The 19,661-nt window shown below is 38.8% G+C and carries 23 protein-coding genes; 15 read left to right on the top strand and 8 right to left on the bottom strand.

Features of this window, described 5'->3' with window-relative positions; genetic code table 11:
- The first annotated feature begins 160 nt into the window (after nt 1-160).
- Nucleotides 161-2,923 (top strand): phosphoenolpyruvate carboxylase, encoded by a 2,763-nt coding sequence (gene ppc / locus AC0VX7_RS13400; RefSeq protein ID WP_475424630.1) that lies wholly within the window; start codon nt 161-163, stop codon nt 2,921-2,923.
- A gap of 472 nt (nt 2,924-3,395) precedes the next feature.
- Here the strand turns inward: ppc and AC0VX7_RS13395 are convergent, their stop codons facing one another.
- On the bottom strand, nt 3,396-3,857 hold the full coding sequence (locus AC0VX7_RS13395) for a hypothetical protein (protein WP_475424629.1): 462 nt from the start codon (nt 3,855-3,857) through the stop codon (nt 3,396-3,398).
- A gap of 114 nt (nt 3,858-3,971) precedes the next feature.
- Here AC0VX7_RS13395 and AC0VX7_RS13390 point away from each other — a divergent pair, with 114 nt between their 5' ends.
- The 3 genes from AC0VX7_RS13390 (at nt 3,972) to AC0VX7_RS13380 (ending at nt 5,306) form a co-directional block, all read left to right on the top strand.
- On the top strand, nt 3,972-4,253 hold the full coding sequence (locus AC0VX7_RS13390; RefSeq protein ID WP_475424628.1) for a hypothetical protein: 282 nt from the start codon (nt 3,972-3,974) through the stop codon (nt 4,251-4,253).
- A gap of 57 nt (nt 4,254-4,310) precedes the next feature.
- Complete coding sequence (locus AC0VX7_RS13385; RefSeq protein ID WP_475424627.1) at nt 4,311-4,916, top strand: CBO0543 family protein; 606 nt, start codon at nt 4,311-4,313, stop codon at nt 4,914-4,916.
- A gap of 69 nt (nt 4,917-4,985) precedes the next feature.
- Complete coding sequence (locus tag AC0VX7_RS13380; RefSeq protein WP_475424626.1) at nt 4,986-5,306, top strand: MGMT family protein; 321 nt, start codon at nt 4,986-4,988, stop codon at nt 5,304-5,306.
- A 43-nt stretch (nt 5,307-5,349) separates the two neighbouring features.
- Here the strand turns inward: AC0VX7_RS13380 and AC0VX7_RS13375 are convergent, their stop codons facing one another.
- Nucleotides 5,350-6,357, bottom strand: a complete 1,008-nt coding sequence (locus AC0VX7_RS13375) for a DUF3231 family protein (RefSeq protein ID WP_475424625.1) — start codon at nt 6,355-6,357, stop codon at nt 5,350-5,352.
- A gap of 184 nt (nt 6,358-6,541) precedes the next feature.
- Between AC0VX7_RS13375 and AC0VX7_RS13370 the strand changes: the two genes are divergently transcribed.
- From AC0VX7_RS13370 to AC0VX7_RS13350, 5 genes are all read left to right on the top strand, one after another.
- Nucleotides 6,542-7,228 carry a Na-translocating system protein MpsC family protein gene (locus tag AC0VX7_RS13370; protein ID WP_475424624.1) on the top strand — a complete coding sequence of 229 codons (687 nt, stop codon included), beginning with the start codon at nt 6,542-6,544 and terminating at the stop codon, nt 7,226-7,228.
- A gap of 645 nt (nt 7,229-7,873) precedes the next feature.
- Entirely contained in the window at nt 7,874-8,269 is a 396-nt protein-coding gene (locus tag AC0VX7_RS13365) for a flavoprotein (RefSeq protein ID WP_475424623.1), read from the top strand.
- Between the two features lie 49 nt (nt 8,270-8,318).
- Nucleotides 8,319-8,687: a YbaN family protein gene (locus AC0VX7_RS13360; RefSeq protein ID WP_475424622.1), complete on the top strand. Its 369-nt coding sequence runs from the start codon at nt 8,319-8,321 to the stop codon at nt 8,685-8,687.
- Nucleotides 8,688-8,920: 233 nt separating this feature from the next.
- Nucleotides 8,921-9,526 carry an alpha/beta hydrolase gene (locus AC0VX7_RS13355; RefSeq protein ID WP_475424621.1) on the top strand — a complete coding sequence of 202 codons (606 nt, stop codon included), beginning with the start codon at nt 8,921-8,923 and terminating at the stop codon, nt 9,524-9,526.
- A 199-nt stretch (nt 9,527-9,725) separates the two neighbouring features.
- Entirely contained in the window at nt 9,726-10,418 is a 693-nt protein-coding gene (locus tag AC0VX7_RS13350; RefSeq protein ID WP_475424620.1) for an aspartate/glutamate racemase family protein, read from the top strand.
- Between the two features lie 85 nt (nt 10,419-10,503).
- Here the strand turns inward: AC0VX7_RS13350 and AC0VX7_RS13345 are convergent, their stop codons facing one another.
- Both AC0VX7_RS13345 and AC0VX7_RS13340 read right to left on the bottom strand, forming a co-directional pair.
- Nucleotides 10,504-10,869 carry a cyclic-phosphate processing receiver domain-containing protein gene (locus tag AC0VX7_RS13345; protein WP_475424619.1) on the bottom strand — a complete coding sequence of 122 codons (366 nt, stop codon included), beginning with the start codon at nt 10,867-10,869 and terminating at the stop codon, nt 10,504-10,506.
- Between the two features lie 339 nt (nt 10,870-11,208).
- The gene (locus AC0VX7_RS13340; protein WP_475424618.1) at nt 11,209-12,540 is read right to left on the bottom strand and encodes an FAD-dependent oxidoreductase; all 1,332 of its coding nucleotides are present in this window, start codon (nt 12,538-12,540) and stop codon (nt 11,209-11,211) included.
- 117 nt (nt 12,541-12,657) lie between these two features.
- On the opposite strand from AC0VX7_RS13340, the gene AC0VX7_RS13335 reads away from it, so the two are divergent.
- Nucleotides 12,658-13,263, top strand: a complete 606-nt coding sequence (locus AC0VX7_RS13335; protein WP_475424617.1) for a methyltransferase — start codon at nt 12,658-12,660, stop codon at nt 13,261-13,263.
- Between the two features lie 110 nt (nt 13,264-13,373).
- On the opposite strand, the gene AC0VX7_RS13330 is transcribed toward AC0VX7_RS13335, so the two are convergent.
- Nucleotides 13,374-14,291 carry an aldo/keto reductase gene (locus AC0VX7_RS13330; protein WP_475424616.1) on the bottom strand — a complete coding sequence of 306 codons (918 nt, stop codon included), beginning with the start codon at nt 14,289-14,291 and terminating at the stop codon, nt 13,374-13,376.
- Between the two features lie 177 nt (nt 14,292-14,468).
- On the opposite strand from AC0VX7_RS13330, the gene AC0VX7_RS13325 reads away from it, so the two are divergent.
- The gene (locus AC0VX7_RS13325; RefSeq protein ID WP_475424615.1) at nt 14,469-14,951 is read left to right on the top strand and encodes a PaaI family thioesterase; all 483 of its coding nucleotides are present in this window, start codon (nt 14,469-14,471) and stop codon (nt 14,949-14,951) included.
- A gap of 47 nt (nt 14,952-14,998) precedes the next feature.
- Here AC0VX7_RS13325 and AC0VX7_RS13320 read toward each other — a convergent pair whose 3' ends face one another.
- The gene (locus AC0VX7_RS13320) at nt 14,999-15,502 is read right to left on the bottom strand and encodes a hypothetical protein (protein WP_475424614.1); all 504 of its coding nucleotides are present in this window, start codon (nt 15,500-15,502) and stop codon (nt 14,999-15,001) included.
- 140 nt (nt 15,503-15,642) lie between these two features.
- On the opposite strand from AC0VX7_RS13320, the gene AC0VX7_RS13315 reads away from it, so the two are divergent.
- A complete protein-coding gene (locus AC0VX7_RS13315; RefSeq protein WP_475424613.1) occupies nt 15,643-16,356 on the top strand; it encodes a nucleotidyltransferase domain-containing protein in 714 nt (237 codons plus the stop codon).
- A gap of 653 nt (nt 16,357-17,009) precedes the next feature.
- On the opposite strand, the gene AC0VX7_RS13310 is transcribed toward AC0VX7_RS13315, so the two are convergent.
- Together AC0VX7_RS13310 and AC0VX7_RS13305 are read right to left on the bottom strand one after the other, a co-directional pair.
- Nucleotides 17,010-17,471 (bottom strand): hypothetical protein, encoded by a 462-nt coding sequence (locus AC0VX7_RS13310; protein ID WP_475424612.1) that lies wholly within the window; start codon nt 17,469-17,471, stop codon nt 17,010-17,012.
- Nucleotides 17,472-17,496: 25 nt separating this feature from the next.
- Complete coding sequence (locus AC0VX7_RS13305) at nt 17,497-17,913, bottom strand: hypothetical protein (RefSeq protein WP_041965347.1); 417 nt, start codon at nt 17,911-17,913, stop codon at nt 17,497-17,499.
- A 294-nt stretch (nt 17,914-18,207) separates the two neighbouring features.
- Between AC0VX7_RS13305 and AC0VX7_RS13300 the strand changes: the two genes are divergently transcribed.
- The 3 genes from AC0VX7_RS13300 to AC0VX7_RS13290 are packed head-to-tail and all read left to right on the top strand — an operon-like array spanning nt 18,208 to nt 19,657.
- Complete coding sequence (locus AC0VX7_RS13300) at nt 18,208-18,972, top strand: hypothetical protein (protein WP_475424611.1); 765 nt, start codon at nt 18,208-18,210, stop codon at nt 18,970-18,972.
- Nucleotides 18,973-19,002: 30 nt separating this feature from the next.
- The gene (locus tag AC0VX7_RS13295) at nt 19,003-19,335 is read left to right on the top strand and encodes a hypothetical protein (protein ID WP_475424610.1); all 333 of its coding nucleotides are present in this window, start codon (nt 19,003-19,005) and stop codon (nt 19,333-19,335) included.
- A 28-nt stretch (nt 19,336-19,363) separates the two neighbouring features.
- Nucleotides 19,364-19,657 (top strand): hypothetical protein, encoded by a 294-nt coding sequence (locus AC0VX7_RS13290; RefSeq protein WP_475424609.1) that lies wholly within the window; start codon nt 19,364-19,366, stop codon nt 19,655-19,657.
- The last annotated feature ends 4 nt before the right edge of the window (nt 19,658-19,661 follow it).

Raw genomic sequence — 19,661 nt, 5'->3', positions numbered from 1 at the left:
GGCCTTTGAGTGGAAAAATAATTAAGGAATACTTACACTTATAAAACAGGGAAGTTATTGTGGAAATACTTATTCAATATGCTTATCACTTCACAATCTCGGTACTTTTATGATATATTAATATTTAAAATATTCTTACAAGTTTTAGGAAGGTGACAAAATGACATCAGGAATTGAAGTGAACGACAGCAGTTTGCCATTGCGCCGGGATGTAAAAATGCTTGGGAACATCCTCGGAGATATTCTAGTCTACCATGGCGGAGTGGAACTATTTGAAAAAGTAGAAAAGATTCGAGCAATGTGCAAAACGCTAAGGAATGACCATGACAGCGACACATACCCTGCTTTAAAAGAGGAAATCGCAGGCTTGTCTGTTCCTATGAGGAAAAATATCATCCGGGCTTTTTCGGTATATTTTCATTTAATCAACGCAGCGGAACAAAATCACCGGATCCGCAGGCGCCGCGACTATCTGCTCAAATCTGAAACCAGCTCACAGCCAGGCTCTATTGAAGCAGCCATCCTTTCGTTGAAAGACAATTATATATCCTCAGATATCATCCAAAATGTATTGAATACCATTTCATTGGAGTTGATTATTACAGCCCATCCTACGGAAGCCACCAAACGTTCAATCCTGGAAATCCAGAAAAGGATAGCAAGTATTCTTAAAAGCCTGGACAATCCACTCTTATCCAAGAAAGAGCGTGATAGCATCGAGGAAAGCCTATTCAATGAGGTTTCCGTCCTTTGGCAGACGGATGAATTGAGGGACCGCAAACCTACTGTCATTGATGAAGTCAGGAACGGACTTTATTATTTTGACCAGACTCTATTCGATGTCCTCCCTGAAATCCACCAGGAAGTAGAAACTAGCCTGAAGGGCCATTATCCCGAACATGAATGGAAAGTACCTCACTTCCTGCGATTTGGTTCATGGATTGGCGGTGACAGGGATGGGAATCCAAATGTTACTCCGGATATTACATGGGAAACATTGCAAAGACAAAGACGTCTGGTACTTAAAAAGTATAAAGCTGTATTAGTTGATTTGATGAAGCGTTTCAGTCATTCAACAACAAGAGCAGCTGTTAGTGAAGAACTAATCGCATCAGTCATTAAAGATGAAGAAAGATATTTAACGGCTGATCAAAAATGGAATATTGAAGGCGAGGTTTATCGCCGCAAATTTGCTATTATCATTCAAAGGCTTAAGGAAGCTGGGAAATCTGATATTGGCTATAAATCATCAGAGGAAATGCTTGAAGACCTTCTTATCATAAAACGAAGCATCTATCAGCATCATCCTGTTCATCATGAACTCAAAACTTTCCAAAAGTTGATCAGGCAAGTCCAGCTGTTCGGATTCCATCTTGCTACTCTGGATATTCGTAACCATAGCGGTGAACATGAAGTGGCAATCACTGAAATACTGAAGAAGGTTGGAATCAATCAGGATTATCCATCACTATCAGAAGAAGAAAAGCAGGAATTACTTGTTAAAATTCTTGAAGACCCACGTCCATTACTGCTTCTTCATGAGGATTATTCAAAAGAGACGCAGGAAATGCTTCAGGTTTTTGAGATGATCAAACGAGCGCACAATGAATTCGGGAAGCGTTCAATTTCTGTTTATCTAGTGAGTATGACTCAATCCGCGAGCGATTTGCTTGAAGTGCTTGTCCTTGCTAAGGAGGCTGGCATTTACAGACTCCATGCGGATGGTACTTTCGAGACCGATCTGAACGTCGCTCCGTTGCTAGAAACAATCGACGATTTAACAGCTGGTCCAAAAATTATGGAAACTTTATTCAAGTTGCCAATTTACCGAAATCATTTGAATAAAATGGGGGACCAGCAGGAAATCATGCTTGGGTACTCAGATGGAAGCAAGGATGGCGGAACATTGACAGCCAACTGGAAACTTTACAAAGCCCAGCTTGAGATCAATGAAATGGCGAAGAAATATAAAATCGGATTGAAGTTTTTCCATGGCAGAGGAGGTTCACTAGGCCGTGGAGGCGGTCCATTGAACAAAAGCCTCCTTTCCCAGCCTGTCGAGACTCTTGGTCAAGGAGTCAAAATCACTGAGCAAGGTGAAGTTTTGTCATCTCGTTATCTGTTGAAGGATATTGCCTATAGAAGCCTTGAACAGGCTACATCTACGATGATGAAGGCGGCAGCGAATGTATTGAAGGAATCTGAGCAGGGTCATTTACGTGACCAAAGATGGGTGGATGCCATCGAGCATATTTCTGCTGTTTCTTTAAGAAAATATCAGTCGCTTGTGTTTGAAGACCCAGATTTCATCACATATTTCAACCAAGCAACACCGTTGAAAGAACTAGCTGAACTAAATATCGGTTCACGTCCGATGAGCCGTAAAAACAGTGCCCAATTCGAAAATCTTCGTGCTATACCATGGGTATTTGCCTGGACACAAAGCAGACAGCTCTTCCCTGCATGGTATGCGGCGGGAACTGGCTTGCAGAGCTTCGCACAGGAAAGTCCCGATAATTTAAAGGTCTTACAGGAAATGTATGAAGAATGGCCATTCTTCCGAAGTACTGTTGACAATCTCCAAATGGCATTGATGAAGGCGGACATTACCACGGCACAGGAATACACTTCACTTGTGGAAGATAAAGCAATTGCTGACCGTATCTTTGGCAATATTTTAGAGGAGTATGAACGAACCAAGAATATCCTTCTGCAAATTACAGAGGATGAAGAACTTCTTGACCATACACCAAATATCAAAGACTCTGTCCATAGACGAAATCCATATGTCGATCCGCTCAACTTTATTCAAGTGGAATTGATTAAGGAGCTTCGGAAGGATGAAGATCCGGATGATGAGTTATTGACACAGGTTTTATTAACTATCAGCGGCGTTGCTGCAGGATTAAGGAATACTGGTTGATCAAAAAGACCCGCCGCATGGCGGGTCTCTTTGATTAAGGCTGTTTTCGTAAAGATTGTTGTTAAAATCCTACAGCCGATTTTAACGTAATATAAGGCCATTTTGAAGTTCGAATTAAGTTTGTATGCTCTTTTCTCACAAAAGAGTCAACTTTACGAAGCAAATGGTCATAAAATTCTATTTTGTAGTCAAATATCAACAAAGTTTGAGAAAAGAGCCTCGATTAAGGCTGTTTTCGTAAAGATTGTTGTTAAAATCCTAAAGCCGATTTTAACGTAATATAAGGCCATTTGGCAGTTCGGAATTAAGTTTATATGCTCTTTTCTCACAAAAGAGTCAACTTTACGAAGAAAAATGGTGATAAAATTCTATTTTGTAGTCAAATAGCAACAAAGTTTGAGAAAAGAGCCTCGATTAAAGCCGTAGCAAAAAGTTTTTTTGACGAAGTACTAACAGCATCGGAAGGTCATTTTTAGACAGGCAGTTTCATTTGCCTTTCGAAAGTAACATGAGTTAAAATTTCATGGTTAAGTGTTTTAGCCATTTTCATAGTAAGATTCAGTATTTTACGAATGCCTTCCTGGTGCCCGTTTTTGATAGCAAGCCCGTCACATTGAATTTCACTTTCAATACTCAATTGTTGTTCTAGCACCGGGTATTCAATATGACCAAGTTCATGCCAGATAATCGCTTCTTTTATATCTTTGTCGGCGCAGAAAGATGGGTAGTCATATACAACGATGGACCAATCGAATTCAGCTTCATAAGATTTATAAAACAGGGTTAGAATCCGGGAATCGATATCCCATAAATCAAGCCATTTTCCATTCCTAAGCCCAAAAACCTTTAATACGGCCTCCTTATTTTCGATGATGGCAATTTTTCCATTGACCCGGTACTTCTCCTGATCCAAAAGTTCACCGATGCATTTCAAAAAATTCCTCCTCTACATGAAGTCCTGTTATTATTGTTAAATATATTAGTTATTGTTAAACAACATGAGTAAAATAAAAAAGCACGAAATTGATCAGAAGGGAGGGAGCTGTGAATGCTTTGTTCGCATAGTTACTGGAAAGTGGATCGCAGGATTGAAGATAATGAACAAATTTATGAAGAAAACGAGCAATTCATAAAAATGTATCATGACAGGATAACCACAGCTTCTGACATTTTTCATCTGCGTGACATATTAGATATAACATTTAAGGAAATGTCAGGAAGGACAGGCTTTCTTTATCTGCATACAACAAGAGGAGTGTATTCCTTCTGTACGGATGCAAAGCCGGATCGGCTTATCGAGATGTATAAAGAAATCAAACATCAAAATTAGCTGAATTTACATATTTAGCAGCAAAAATCACACTCTATATACAAAGGGTGTGATTTTATGCTTTTTTCAACGGTTGGTGCAATTGGATCCCAATTGAATGATTATATGATGATTTTAACCTCCATCTCACTCCAGGAACTATTAGATGCCGAAGCGAAATATCATAAGGTATTAAGGACGTATTGGTATGAAAATAACTTCCTTACCTATAAATGGTGGTTTCTCTTGGTTCTTTCCATCGTCCCGGCCATTGTCTGGTGGGTACGGGTTGATAAAACAAAGCTAATCGAAAATACAGCATTTGGCTTATTCTATGGTGTAACAGCCATCTTCCTGGATTCAATCGGCAGCAACACTATGGTATGGACATATCCAGTCAGACTTACACCATATTTAAATCCGCAGCTATATCCATATGATGTGGGAGTCGTGATCATCCCTTTTATGATGGTCTATCAAAAATTCAATATGTCATTTAAAAAGTTTTTTATCGCTACAGGTGTGTTATCCCTTTTCCTGGCTTTTGTTGCAGAACCTTTCATGGTCTATCTCGGGATCTATAAGGAAATAACATGGAAACATATTTATTCTTTTCCTATCTACTGGTTAATAGGGGTTGTATGCTGGGTAATCATTAAGAAATTCAAATCTTATACTGCTTAGTTAAAAATCCCTGTCTTAAAGCCAGGGATTTTTATGATATATTAGGTTGGTAGAAAAGGAAGTGGCCCAGTGACGGATTTTACAAACAATGTTATTAAAATCATACAAGCAATCCCGAATGGTAAAGTTATGACATATGGCCAGATAGCAAAAGTGGCAGGGAGCCCGAAAGCAGCTAGGCAAGTTGTCCGAATACTCCATTCCATGTCAGCAAAATATGGGCTGCCCTGGCATAGGGTGGTCAATTCAAAAGGTGAGATTGGTTTCCGGGATGAAGAAATGTTCTTGACCCAGAAACAGCTGCTGGAAGCTGAAGGAATCCAGTTCAATACAGAAAGATCCCTGCCGCTAACAAGGTATTTATGGCATATTGACTTAGAGTTTTTTTAACGAGTACATATAGAAAAAACACCCATTGGGTGCTTTTATCGATTTATTTTTTTGAAAGATTTTGTCTGTCAACTGATAAAGGCGGTTGTTCAAGCCATTCATTTGCAACCATAATATTGATTCCGTCTTCGGAGTATTTGAGAACCTCAGCGTTCAATCGCGAATAATCGATTACAAGGTCACTTCTTTGACTCTCGGAAATCGCAACTCCATAATTGCCAATACCAGCATAAATCATTACGCTGAAATGAAACATCATTAATTTATCAGAAAAAACCTTTACGGTCGCTTCAGTAACTTCTTGTTCAATTCCTGCAGAAGCTGGAAGGGAATGTTTTTCTAAGTAATCTCTAAAAACCCTAATATGTTTTAGCGCGATTTCCTTTCCTCTAATAAAATAATTCCGTGCTTGTTTGTTTTGGGCAGTCTGACTGAAGCCTGTGGAAATCGCGGCCCCTAATTGATTTGTTTCAATGTTAAAGTGAAGGTGAGTTATTTCTGTGCCAGATAAGGCTCTTCTGCGGTCCAGCCCCTCAAGGAAAAATGATTGCTTGTGGATGAATTCCACCTTTTCCGGATAAGGAATGAAGGGAGGACGTGTCGCAAGCCCTTTTTCTAAAAGAAGGAAGGTTGCTTCATGTTCCAGCTCGATTGAAGAGGTCAATGCCTTCGTGTAGAAGCTCTTAATGTCTTTACGATATATATTTGGCAGCATCCTGCTGTAACCGAATAACCCGCCGCCTGCCATATTTTTTAGGTATTTTAAGTAAAAAATATCAGAAAACAACCTCTCAGCTTTAAGATTGACATCTTGTTCAGTAAATCCCTGAGGAACCGCTATTCCCTCATGAACGAACAATTCATTAATAATCTCCACATGTTGATACGATAAATCAAGCGCATGATCTACAACTGCTTTTATATCAGAATCGTCTATATGCTGAAGGAAATACTTCAAAACACAAATAGACATCGTATCTGATAAATACGTTGTCCAAAGGTATGAAATCTCTGCGGCTGTCATCTTAATCGATTTATGAGTGCTATCCAAGATATGTCCCCCTTTACTTATGGATAATATGCCCGAATCAAGCTTTAAATATAATGATAAACCTTAATTGATTTATACATAAATCTGCAGTTTAGTTCTAAATTAAGTACGAGGTATTCATGGTTTTGCATGTCCTGAATTAGGGAAGAGATAAAGAGGAGTAAATTGCATAGTGAGGTATATTATGGAAGTAGCAATGCTTGAAAAAGAAATCAGTGGGTATATAGGGAAGTTATTAAGAGAGAATTTTGGCCGTGGACCAGGTAATGTGTTTTGTACCATCTCGAAGCCATTCGTATCAATCTATATTACCAATTTTTTGTCCCCGATGGAGAATACTCTCCTAACTAATCACCAAAGCGTCTATGTCCAAAAGACCAGAGATTTGATGATGGAAACCCTTGAAGAAGAAATCAAATCCTATATCGAATTGAATACAAAAGATAAGATAAAAGAATTTTATTATGACTGGAATCTCGATGAAAAAACAGGAATGTTACTATTCATTTTTGAAAAAGACCAGCCTTATAATTTCGATTCATATGACAATAAAAACCTTGTTGAGCAGGAAACGATAGAATTAAGCATGGAAATTCAGAAAGCTCCTGAAGAAACCCACGCTAAGTTGCTTAATGAGCGGACACTGATTATCGTACGCCACGGCATATTAATAAGCCTGGAAAAAGAATTTATTCAATTAGGGTTTCAAGAAACGCTGAAGATTGCAAAAAGAAAGCTGGAAAAGAAAGTAATTACTCAGCATCAAAGTTCGTATGAGAGGCATCTAAACGCAAGGATAACTGATTACTTTGTTGACTGGAATTTTGATAAGGACAAAAGTTACACTTTGTTTATTCTTAAGCCTGACTGAAGTTCCTATTGATTTATTTATGACACAATGTTACTATAATCAATAGGGTAAAGGTTAAAACTCTTAACCTTGCTTATTCGAAAAAGAACTTACCTTATAGTGACTTAATAGTGAATAACTAAATATACTAATCTGATAGCAATGAATGGGCATAGAACCAGATCATAAGTCAGAAAAGGATTAACGAGTATTGATCCTTTTCTGACTTTTTTTTATTGTCAAATATTGGATAATTCGATGCGAAGGAATGATCATTCATTAATATGAGTATAAGCAAACATGATATAGTTTCATACATTGATACTTTTGTGCAAGAAAAGCAACTATCACTCTCGAAAACTCCTAATACTATTAAGAAGAAAGAAATCGAGTCGTATATAGAAGAATATGCCGTAGAACATGGAATTGATTTCGATAAAAAGTCGGAGTCCACCAAAACTATTTACACCCTTTCCGTCGAAGGAAGAGAGACGATTGTGGAATTTTTCTATAGGTATAGCCATTACTATACTCGACATTCAATAACTCTTAAATAATTCTGCTGTTCCTTGGGGAGCAGCTTTTTTAGTTCTATGCATTCAGAGGTATTGAATTCATCATAATATTATAGGATAATTTTGTCATTGTTGTTAAAGGGGTGTGGAAATGGAAGAGTCATTTAATCGTTTTCTTGATGAATATCTAGATGTTTGGAGAAATTCTTCCTTGCCAGAATTAAAGATGATGATTTCAGGTGAATACCAGGCAAGGGAAATTACAGATGGTAAAATATTTGATTTTGGGTATGATGAATCGATCAGAGGGTGGGAGCAGGGTTTTAATTTTGTCAAAGGAAATAAAGCAAGTTGGGAATTAACAGTTATAGACAGGATAAAAATAAGGGAGCATGAGGTAATGGCAATTATTCTTGCCAGGCTGGTCCTTGACGGGAAAAGCATGGAGACTAGTAATCTCTTATTTCAGACATTTGCGTATGACTTTGGCTGGAAGCTTATCAGAAGTTATATAGAGGCTGGAATTCCTGTCAACCAGTTTGAGTAGACAACTTCTTGTAAAATGTTTAATGTAAAAACTCTAGGGGGGATACACGGTGAACATCGCAGTAAAGGCTTTATTAATCATCATAGGGACACTTTCAATAACCCTGGGAGTAATCGGAATCGTGGTTCCTCTTTTGCCGACCACACCGCTGATTCTACTAGGGGCAGCCTGTTACGTGAAGGCTTCAGATGAACTTTACCAAAAGCTAATCAGAAATAAATGGTTAGGCGGTTATATAAAGGATTTTCGTGAGAAAAACGGAATTACCTTAAAAAATAAGGTGTTAAGTCTTAGCTTGATGTGGATTTCGATAATGGGAACGATATTATTTTTTGAAATCAGATTTTTGCTTGCTGCTGTCCTTATTGTTATTGCTGTTACGGTAAGCGCCTATATATTATCTTTTGATACTATTTGAAGCAGATAGAAATTACCCTTTTATAAGAGAAAAACGGGTATTTAAACTTATTCTGCTTCAATAGTATAGATAAAACAGTAAAATCTGTATCGTTTGCCAAGCCCATATAATATCCGATTCTTGACATAAACTGCTTTAATTTATACAATTATCTTGAAATCGAGATATATTCAAACGATTTGAAGTAAAAGAGTTAAATATTTAGCTTTTTTAAAAATGTTAGGAGAGTTGAAATGAAACATATTTATAAAAAAGGAACAAATACATCCAAACCAACCTTATTATTGCTGCATGGGACAGGTGGTAATGAAAATGATCTGCTCCCTTTGGCAAATATGATTGACCAGGAAGCTTCTGTATTAAGTGTTCGCGGGAATATCCTTGAAAATGGAATGCCACGTTTTTTCAGAAGGCTTGCTGAGGGTGTCTTTGATGAAGAAGATTTGATCTTCCGCACAAAGGAATTGCATGATTTCTTGGATGAAGCATCGGAAAAATATGGTTTTAGCCGCGATCACATAGTAGCGATAGGTTACTCCAATGGTGCCAATATTGCTGCTAGTCTGCTTTTCCATTATAAGAATGCCCTTAAAGGAGCAATCCTCCACCACCCAATGGTGCCTAGAAGAGGGATTGAGCTTCCGGAATTGTCAGATACAGAGGTGTTTTTAGCTGCTGGCAAAAATGATCCAATCTGTCCCGCAAAAGAGTCAGAGGAATTGAAATCATTGTTGTCTAGTGCTAATGCCAGTGTAGAAATGCATTGGGAGAACAGCGGACATCAATTGACACTAAGTGAGGTTGAGGCCGCCCGAGATTGGTATACAAACAGATTTTAATTTTAATCATCAGTAGGAAAATTTACTATGGTAACATTGCTTCCAGACTGTAGACAATCTCTTGAAAATCGAGCTTGTTTACAGTTTTTTTATTAATACAATCTACTTGTATAGAGTTTTTTATCATTTAAAAAGGCTTATCGGTATGTTCATAGAAATCTTAGTAATAGGAAGAAATATAATCAAAGGAGAGGTTAAATTGAAAACGATTGGAATGATCGGCGGTATGAGCTGGGAATCCTCGGCTGAATATTACCGGCTGATCAATGAGGGAATAAAACGGCAGCTTGGAGGGCTGCATTCTGCAAGAGTGATTTTATTTAGTGTTGATTTTGATGAAATCGAAAAATGCCAATCAGAGGGAAGATGGGATGAAGCGGGGCAGATATTAGGTGAAGCTGCTTATTCACTGGAAAAGGCAGGGGCTGACTTTATTGTGATTTGCACTAATACGATGCATAAAGTAATTGACCAAATATCTCAGAAGACAAGCCTGCAAATTTTTCATATAGCAGAAGAGACAGCAGCGCAAATCAAGAGGCTAGGAATCAAAAAAATCGGTTTGCTCGGCACCAAGTATACAATGGAGCAGGATTTTTATAAATCAAAAATAGAATCACAAAATATTGATGTGTTAATACCAAACGAAAATGATAGAGACCTGATTAATAAAACAATCTTCAATGAATTATGTCTCGGAAATATCCGGCAGTCCTCAAGGGAATATTTTAAGAGGATTATTGAAGATCTCGCTGCGGAAGGTGCAGAAGGCATCATTTTGGGCTGTACAGAAATCGGTCTGTTGATAAAGCAGGCAGATGCACCGGTTCCCCTGTTTGACACCACGGAAATACATGCTCATGGAGCAGTACAAAAGGCGCTCAATAAATAGAGAAAAATGGGTCAGAGTTTCTGCCCATTTTTCGTTGCTCTAATAGAATTGAAGGCTGCTTAAAAGAAAAGAAGGGGCCATCTGACTATTTTTTATAAATAGACAGCATTGGAGAAATAAAGGGATTTAGGGGCATGGGACGTAAATAAATATTTATGGACTGAGGCATAAGGTAATCATTCTGTGCTTGCTTAAAGCAATTATACATGGCTTTACCGCCTGTTGAGTTCGCAGAGTGTATCGTGATTCGATTGGCAAATAGCTGTTTCTCGACCATTATTTTTACAAGCATCAAGCCATTCCTGGTATAGCTTGCAAGGTCATGGTCTAACGACAGGTGGTCGATTTCATAGTTTTTCAAGAGAATGAGACATTCATCTATAGTTTCTGCCAAAACATAACCTTCTGGCGCCTGGCGGTAGTCATCTAGGAAAACACTGATTTCATTCATTTCTCGCTCTCCTTCCCAAAAGGGGGGTGACTAAGAAAAGTCGAATAACCCTAGATATTTATCATTCTCTCAAGCCTAACACACTTTTTGGCATAAAGGGCCAAATTTCACTTGGGAAATTCTTCTATAAAGTACTATTAAATTTATTGCTATCTTCAGCCTATTTGATACATTACTTTGTACAGTGCCCCCGAAGCCTTTAAAAAAGCGTAGGCAAGTACAGCAACAAATATTTCGAGGACGTCTACAGAATGTTGGGATGTAAATGGTTATGACTCACTTACAAATATAGGAGAAATGAAATACCCCCGATTCGGATAATCGAGGGTTCATTTGGGATTATTTAGAGGTTTTTAACACCTTAGCAAGAATACCGGGATGGGCAAGACTGATTGGATGCGATTTTAGATGTAGCACCTGAATGAAACGGCTGTAAACATGTTCGTTATGAGAACATGCCGCCACGACTCTTTTTACATACCATTGCAAAATTGGAAGGCCTATTGGCTTTCTTCCGCTCGTTGTTCGGAATCGAAAGTCTTCTGTTAAAGCGATCAACCAGGGAATATCGAGAATCCTCCTAACTTTTTTATGATAGCTTTTTGTTAGTTGTTTCTTGTTTAACCCCTGCATTAATAGTTCTCTTAAAGCCTTGGCTTCCATAGCAGCGAGACTCATTCCCTGTGCAAAAACAGGGTCAACCCGGCAAAAAGCGTCGCCAATTACTAACACGCCGGATGGGGAATTTCTTAGTTTTTCAAAGTGATAACGACGGAGGGAGGGGAACCTGTATATTTGTATATCCTCAGAAAGTGGTAATTCATTTTTAATTACATCATAAAATTCAGGCTGCTCAAGTGTCTGTGCATATTCCAGGAAACTATCTATATCTTTAGGCAATTCTTTCGTACCGTAGCCAATCAGGGTAACCAGCATACGATTCCCTTCGATAGGGGAAATCATGCCGCCACGCTCGACTTCTGGTGGATTGGGATAAGCGAGAAGACTGTGCCAATTAATAGATTCATGAGAAAGTTTCTTAAAGACCATGCTAGCATAAAATAAATCAACCTTAATTTCTGTTTTGGTCGGAATCTCGTATCCTGATTCCCTCAGCCATTGGTTATGAAGCGCGGCAGCACCCGATGCATCAATTACTATATCCGCTAAAAGCTCCGTTACGGCACCGTTTTTATCCTCGATGACAACGGTGTTCATTTCATCGTTTTTGAATTTAAGATTCTGCACCTTGCAACCGAATCGAAAATTGATATTTTGTATTCTTTCCAGTCTTTGCTGGATCTGCCATTCAAGTAGAGGTCGGCTTTGCTGGCTAATGAACACGCTTGAATCAAATCGAATCTTTTGGGTACCGTGATGTGACCATAAGAGATCTCCCGCGAAGTCCGTTTTCTTGGCTCCATTTCGAGATAATTCCTGAATGATTCCCGGGAAAAGCTCCTCTATAATCTCTTCTCCGCTTTTCAGCAAAACATGCCCCTGATTAGCTTGCGGAACCCCTTTCCTATAAGTGACATGATCATTTTTCTTATCTTTTTCTATTAATATTACTTCCTTGAAAAACTCAGACAGTACACGTGCAGCCAGCTTGCCCGCAATACCACCACCTACTACCACAGCTCTATTTCTGTTCATATTTTTCGAAAACATCCTTAGCCCCTATTCTCCTCATATTAATAGATATGTTGAATTATCTGCCTTTAAGTTACAATAAACCTATGTATGACAAAAGTTTAATAGTGTAATTTTACCTAATGAGGTGCGGAAATGAAAGAGCTACAAATCGATCAATTGCTGAATATCAAAACAACTGGTGAACAAAGAGGGTTCATGACTTCATTGCATTACCATCGCTATGAACCCACTCCATATTCTGCGCTTGAGTTATTTTTCAATGAATACATTTTGAACAGTCACGATCATATAGTCGACTTTGGATGTGGAAAAGGGCGATTGAATTTTTTTCTTAACTACCATTTCAACACAAATGTCGTCGGTGTTGAAATGAATGAAACATTCTACATGGAAGCTCTCGAAAATAAACAAAGTTACTTAAAGAACTATCGAAACCGAGCAGATAGAATTAGCTTTTATTGCGTTCTCGCAGAAGAATATGAAATTTCACCTGATGAAAACAAATTTTATTTCTTTAATCCTTTTACAGTTCAAATCCTGACCAATGTCGTAAAAAACATCATGATCTCTTATGAAAAATATCAAAGGGAAATCGATTTGATTCTATATTATCCATCTGAAGACTATATATTTTATTTGGAAAAGCAGACACCATTTGAGCTGGTATATGAAATGAACCTGCCTGAAAATAATCCAAATGAGAGGTTTTTAGTATATAGATTGAACTTGTATAAGTAGATCTTAAAAAAATAGAAGAAGGGTGAGGCAGAGATTTATCTGGGCCTGCCTGCTTCCTATAAAGTCTGCATAACAGAAATGCCACAGCGACATGCCGGGGCATAAAATAATTATTTTAGACTTTGAGGATGGTTATCCTCGGCCAGTTGTGCTGCTTTTGCATTGAGTTCCACCTGTTCTGGTGTCTTGCAGCCAGGAATTACTGCAGAGACTGCGGGGTGTCTCAAAACCCATGCTAATGCCCATGTTGCCATTGGAACACCTTCGGGAACTTCGTTTTTGTGTATCTCCTCCACTTGTTTGAGTAGGATTGCTGTTTCTTCACTGTCATGTTTGGAGCGAACATCGTCAGCGCTAAAGGTCGCACCTGGTTTATATTTACCGCTTAAATATCCACTTGCCAGCGGGACCCGTGCTAGTACCCCAAGGTTTTGATTTTGGCTAGAAGGGAAGATGTTCTCCTCAGGCTTACGGTCCAGTCGGTTGTAGACGACCTGGATGGCACCTGCGTTCACGTCTGAAGCATGGTCAGTCTGGTAACTTTCTTCATTCGAACGCAGTGAGATTCCCAGGTTGCGGATTTTTCCTTTTTCAACTTGTTTATCGAGCATTGTCCATAGTTCGTCGTTGTTGAATTCCTCATCTGTGCACGAATGAGCCTGATATAAATCTATGTAATCAGTTCTCAGTGCCTTCAAAGAAGCATCCAGCTGCTTTAGTACTTCATTTGCACTCCAGTGACGTGTCCTTTCAAAATTACCATGAAAATGATGACCGAATTTAGTTGCCACGATCCAGTCCTTGCGATTGTTCCGGCTCAAGTAATCTCCAATAAGACTTTCAGATAAGTGATCACCATAACATTCGGCTGTATCGAGGAAATTGATTCCATTTTCATTGGCTTTATCCAGGATCGCATCAACCTCATACTGTCCGAAATCCTTTCCCCATTCACCGCCGTACTGCCAGGTTCCGATTCCAATTACAGATATATCAAGGTTTGTTTTGCCTAAGCGTCTGTACTTCATTCCATCACCTCTAAGATAATTTACGTCAATCTTATCATTTGAACGTTTTTAACAAAACTATGTTGCACAAATACATCCATTGTATACACCAAGAAAGGAATTCGAAATATTTTAAAGGAATTCAAACAACTATCGAAGAAAGTATTATAGATAACGGATTGACAAGGGGGAAACGCAATGGAAGAAAAAGTGTTGAAAGCCATCCAGGATGAATACCCGGAGGATTTCTCGTGGTGCTATGGATGCGGGAGGATGAATGAGCATGGACATCATTTCCGGACAGGCTGGGATGGGGACAAGACAATATCAATCTACAACCCTAAAAAAGAACATATGGCTCTGCCTGGTTTCGTATATGGCGGCGTCATTGGCTCTTTTGTGGATTGCCATGGCACCGGGTCGGCTGCACTCTACCTTCATCGTAAAAATGGATATGAACCAGGAGACGGGGCAGAACCGCCAAGGTTTGTAACAGCATCCTTGCATGTTGATTTTATGAAGCCGACTCCTCAAGGAACAGCATTAAAAGCAATAGGGATTGTACATGAAATCCATCCCAAAAAATATCGAGTTGAAACAGAAGTGTATGCCGGGGAAACACTGTGTGCTAAAGGGGAAGTTATCGCTGTTGTAATGCCAGATACATTTACAGCAAAATAATAGTCAAAAAAATAAGACCCTGAACATCAGTCAGGGTCTTGATCTTGCTACTTAACAGGTTCAAGCATTGTGGTAGGCAGGTATCCTTCCTCACCGGAATCTTTCATCTTTACTTTAGTTCGTCTAATCTCTCTTTCTAAAATTTCTGCTTCACTGCCTTGCTTGATTTCTTTAACTTTATTCTCCTGTACGATCTTGTCTACACCTTCTACATCGTTAATTTCAATCAATTGATAGAGCTCATCATATGCTTCCGGTGTAAGTGCGAGGTAGGCATCTTTTTGTACAGTAGCGCCGGCCTGGAGAGTGTTATCTTTAACTTCTTGTTCGCTTTCTTTATATGTGTCCTTCATGTTCTGGATAATTCCCGGAGCTTCTTCTTTTACCTTATCCACTACTTCTTTTGATTTTTCCTCGGTTTCCTGGGCAGCGTTCTTTGTTTCCTCTTCTAGCTCTTTAACACCTTGTTCTGCCTCATCGCTGTTGCAGCCAGTGATGAGCAAAACTGCCAATCCTGCAGTTATAAACAATTTATTAAATGAAAATGACATAAGTATATCCTCCTGATTCAACTACTTTTCTTCTGTAGGATACCACTTAAGTCGTCTTATAAAACATTCGCAATATTGTCGACAAATTTTGTATTATAACCAATAATAACCTTATCAATAGTTAATGGAGGGTTTTGCACATGAATATGTATGCTAAATTATCAGCTTTTGGAACAGCGCAAAAGTTTGTGAAGGAGCGCTTCCCGGACTGTGACGCAGCACTGCTGGCCGGGAGTGTAACCAGGGGAGAAGCAACTGTTACATCTGATTTGGATATCGTGATATTCGATAAGGATATCCCCTCAGCGTACAGAGAGTCATTGATTGAGTACGGGTGGCCGATCGAGGTTTTCGTACATAATTTACAATCCTATAAGCTTTTCTTTGAGAGTGATGTGAAAAGGGCAAGACCAAGCTTGCCGAGAATGGTTGCAGAAGGAATTGTTATAAAAAAAGGCGATTTTCTTCCGGAAATAATTGGTGAAGCTAAAAGGATAATCGAGTCAGGACCAGAGATTTGGACCAAGAAAGAGATTGAGTTTAAACGATATTTCATTACCGATACGCTTAATGATTTCATTGGATCGAACAACGAGGCGGAAGAACTCTTCATTGCAGGCACGTTGGCAGAACAGCTTCAGGAATTTGTGTTAAGGACAAACAAGCGTTGGGTCGGTAAATCAAAATGGGTAGTGAGGGAATTAAATCATTATGACCCCGTTTTTTCTGGGAAATTTGTAGAAGCATTTTCACAGTATTACAGAACAGGTAACAAAAAGATGGTCGTAGAAATGGCCGAACTGGTCTTAGAACCCTTCGGTGGAAGGTTATTTGACGGCTTTTCTGTAAAGTGACAAAAGCAGCCTGAATCGAGGCTGCTTTTGTCCTTTACTACTGGTTTTATTTCCGCAAAGGGCCACTTTAAGTTCATTAATGTGCCCATAAATAGCGAAACGTTTCCGTTAAAGTCACATTAAGCTCATTAATGTGACGATAAACGGAGATTTGCTCCCGTCAAGGTCACATTAAGCTCATTAATGTGACGATAAACGGAGATTTTTTCTCGTCAAGGTCACATTAAGCTCATTAATGTGACGATAAACGGAGATTTGCTCCCGTCAAGGTCACATTAAGCTCATTAATGTGACGATAAACGGAGATTTTTTCTCGTCAAGGTCACATTAAGCTCATTAATGTGACGATAAGCAGAGATTTTTTCTCGTCAAGGTCACATTAAGCTCATTAATGTGACGATAAACGGAGATTTGCTCCCGTCAAGGTCACATTAAGCTCATTAATGTGACGATAAACGGAGATTTTTTCTCGTCAAGGTCACATTAAGCTCATTAATGTGACGATAAGCAGAGATTTGCTCCCGTCAAGGTCACATGAAGCGGTTCAATGTACCCCTAAACAAATTTGCCCTTAACGTCAAATTAATCTAAAAAAATGTGACAGTAAGCCGAGTTTCCCATCCAATTCATTCAATTAATGTGTCCTTAATCATTCATGCCTTAAAAGAAAATAGGAGCAATATAGCAGATATTGCCTGAATACACAGACTGAAAAGGGCAAAGAAGATCGTCATTTCCTGTTCTGAAGCAATGGTACCAGGAAGACCGCAAATAGCTGGATTTTTTACCACCAATCCCAGCATCGTTCCCATAATTGCGCTTATGCCCCCGTTATAAATCCCTGCAATCAATGATTGCGCATTCAACATTGAGCCATATAAAAAACCGATTGTGATACCAAGTAAAATGTTAAGCACACCAACAATTTCGAAATGGTTAGGGAAGAGTAATATGAGATTTAGTGAAGCAACTAGTCCCAGTGTGCTGCTGGCAAAATAGGAAGCTGTATATCCGAACCTGTCACTAAACAGCAATCTCGATTTACGAAGTACATAATATAGCCAGGCTCCAATTAAAAAATTGATGAAAGTTATGGAGATTAATATGATCTGCATAAGACATCCCCTCCAGATTACTGAATCAGGTTTTGTAGGCCGAGGAAGCCGCTATGCAAAAAGAGCTGAGGATGAAAATCTCAATCATGATTAAGAACATTACCCCTTCATATGCTGCAGCCCCAACCATAGGCGCCATAATTCCCATCATTAGCCCAGTTATATAACCAGACAATAAAGTTTGATAGTCAAAGAGGTTGCCAAACAAGATTCCTGAAATGCCACCTATGATCACCGAAAACAAGGTCGCTTCCAAAAAGTAAAAAGGATACAAGTTGATAAAAATAATCCCTGTCCCGAGAGCCAAACCTCCAGCAGCCACCATGGTTATGTTCATTCCTAAATGAAAACCGATTTGTTTTCTTCGATTGTATAGAAAGATATATAGAACGTATGCGGACAAGAAGTTAATTGGATAAAAAATCACAATCCATTCCGGCATGACACATCACCTCTCCTGTTCAATGTATTCATAACTAAAGATGAGGTGTTTGAATTTTTTGCCAATTGCTTTGACGTTTATGATATTTGCCTCATATGATAATGGGAAAATTCGTTCATTTATAAGCAAGTATTAACTTTTTACACTTAGATTAGTGTCTAGCTCCAGCGCCTAGCCCCTCGAGACGCTTCGGTCCTGCCAATGAAGTCAAAGTACGACTTCACTGTCAGGCCCTCCAGCGCTTGTCGGGGCTGACCAAGGCACTTGCGCTGTTCTTAGAAAGGGGGCAATTCGTTGAGAACAGGTATGCGTCATTCGGATTATTTAAAAAATCTGTTAGAGGACAGAAGGAATGAAGTCAGGAATGTTGATCCTATTCACGAAGTCGGAGATCAAATCACTTCTCCACCAAGTGCAACACCACTAGAAGAGAATAAAATCATTGCCGAATACCTGGAACAAAAAAACCTTCACACACTGGCGAATGCTGTTCCTGAATTTAAAAAGATTTTGATTTTAAAGAAGTTCTTTAAGATGAAACGGAATCAAGAAGTAATAGTCTATATTGACCATCAAGGTACTACTAAGGAAACCTCAGGGAAGGTCAATGCGATTGGAAGAGATTTTGTCATACTGACGAATTTAAAAGACCGAATCTGGATCCCATATAAAACGATATTATCAGCAAATTCTCCATCCGGAGTACCGACCTATGAAAACGCTCATCAAAATTATATCTATGATAATGATCTTAAACGAAAATTAACTACCAATTTTGGTGAAACAGTTGCCAAACGGGATGTTTTAATTCAGCAATTTTTTGAAGAATCCCTTAGGGGCAACCTCGAGAGATGGAAAGGAGTATGGGTCAAAGCTGTTACTCCTGAAGAAACAGTCTGGGGGAAAATCGTCTCGGTGACTGAAGACAGTATTTTATTACAATCTGTTAACTCAAAAAGACAAATCGCCTTCGATGATATATCACATCTCATTTCTGCCCGACTTTTTAACCGGGTACTTTTAATGGGGAAGAATATGTTAACGACTTTATTCCATTAAGGTCCTTATTACCGAGAAAGGGTGAAAAATATGCATGACTTTCAATTAAAATCATTATCGCCTGTTTCAAATGCCGCTAAAGTCAATGATCCTTTATTTGATTTTTTTTACAAGCATATGGGCAAGCAAATTCTGATTATTACGGAATCATCACAACTAAATATATTGGGGCAAACATTCAGGCCGATTTTTTGCGGGAAGATAGCTGAAGTTGAACCTGGCCATTTAACACTTACACCCGTAACAATCAAAATTTTAAATGCCCCGTTTCATAAATTCCCAATTCCTATATCCATTCCTTTTGAAAAGATTGCCCATTTTACAACAGATGTCGATTGTTCGATGAGAATACCGTTAGTTTAAACATAAAGGTAAGGAGGCGTTATTTCTTATGTCCGTAGATTATTCAAAAATGACAGATGTAAATGCAATACATGACTCAGCCATTTTGGAACACTTCAGAAATGGAATTGGCCACAAAACGCTTGTTATTTCTCCATCCTATCCGTATATGTTCGTTGGCATAATCAAGGAATTGATCGGCGATACGGTAATGATCGATGTTGAGACCACTCACTTTGCTCAATTAGAAAACCGCGAATGGTACATTCACATTCATAATATTGAAGTTTTCTATATTGAAAGGCCAGGTGCGCCTAAAATACCAAAGCTCGAGGACTATTAGGTAC

This window comes from Mesobacillus sp. QJM3NY_10, assembly GCF_056173465.1.
The sequence above is the reverse complement of the archived record's forward strand: the minus strand, read 5'-3'. Positions and strand labels throughout refer to the sequence as shown.

Excerpts from the sequence above, each read along its gene's own strand:
- ppc (WP_475424630.1), top strand. The coding sequence starts at position 161 with ATGACATCAGGAATTGAAGTGAACGACAGCAGTTTGCCATTGCGCCGG.
- AC0VX7_RS13390 (WP_475424628.1), top strand. The coding sequence starts at position 3,972 with ATGCTTTGTTCGCATAGTTACTGGAAAGTGGATCGCAGGATTGAAGAT.
- AC0VX7_RS13385 (WP_475424627.1), top strand. The coding sequence starts at position 4,311 with ATGCTTTTTTCAACGGTTGGTGCAATTGGATCCCAATTGAATGATTAT.
- AC0VX7_RS13370 (WP_475424624.1), top strand. The coding sequence starts at position 6,542 with ATGGAAGTAGCAATGCTTGAAAAAGAAATCAGTGGGTATATAGGGAAG.
- AC0VX7_RS13365 (WP_475424623.1), top strand. The coding sequence starts at position 7,874 with ATGGAAGAGTCATTTAATCGTTTTCTTGATGAATATCTAGATGTTTGG.
- AC0VX7_RS13355 (WP_475424621.1), top strand. The coding sequence starts at position 8,921 with ATGAAACATATTTATAAAAAAGGAACAAATACATCCAAACCAACCTTA.
- AC0VX7_RS13345 (WP_475424619.1), bottom strand. The coding sequence starts at position 10,869 with ATGAATGAAATCAGTGTTTTCCTAGATGACTACCGCCAGGCGCCAGAA.
- AC0VX7_RS13340 (WP_475424618.1), bottom strand. The coding sequence starts at position 12,540 with ATGTTTTCGAAAAATATGAACAGAAATAGAGCTGTGGTAGTAGGTGGT.
- AC0VX7_RS13335 (WP_475424617.1), top strand. The coding sequence starts at position 12,658 with ATGAAAGAGCTACAAATCGATCAATTGCTGAATATCAAAACAACTGGT.
- AC0VX7_RS13330 (WP_475424616.1), bottom strand. The coding sequence starts at position 14,291 with ATGAAGTACAGACGCTTAGGCAAAACAAACCTTGATATATCTGTAATT.
- AC0VX7_RS13325 (WP_475424615.1), top strand. The coding sequence starts at position 14,469 with ATGGAAGAAAAAGTGTTGAAAGCCATCCAGGATGAATACCCGGAGGAT.
- AC0VX7_RS13320 (WP_475424614.1), bottom strand. The coding sequence starts at position 15,502 with ATGTCATTTTCATTTAATAAATTGTTTATAACTGCAGGATTGGCAGTT.
- AC0VX7_RS13315 (WP_475424613.1), top strand. The coding sequence starts at position 15,643 with ATGAATATGTATGCTAAATTATCAGCTTTTGGAACAGCGCAAAAGTTT.
- AC0VX7_RS13310 (WP_475424612.1), bottom strand. The coding sequence starts at position 17,471 with ATGCAGATCATATTAATCTCCATAACTTTCATCAATTTTTTAATTGGA.
- AC0VX7_RS13305 (WP_041965347.1), bottom strand. The coding sequence starts at position 17,913 with ATGCCGGAATGGATTGTGATTTTTTATCCAATTAACTTCTTGTCCGCA.
- AC0VX7_RS13295 (WP_475424610.1), top strand. The coding sequence starts at position 19,003 with ATGCATGACTTTCAATTAAAATCATTATCGCCTGTTTCAAATGCCGCT.
- AC0VX7_RS13290 (WP_475424609.1), top strand. The coding sequence starts at position 19,364 with ATGTCCGTAGATTATTCAAAAATGACAGATGTAAATGCAATACATGAC.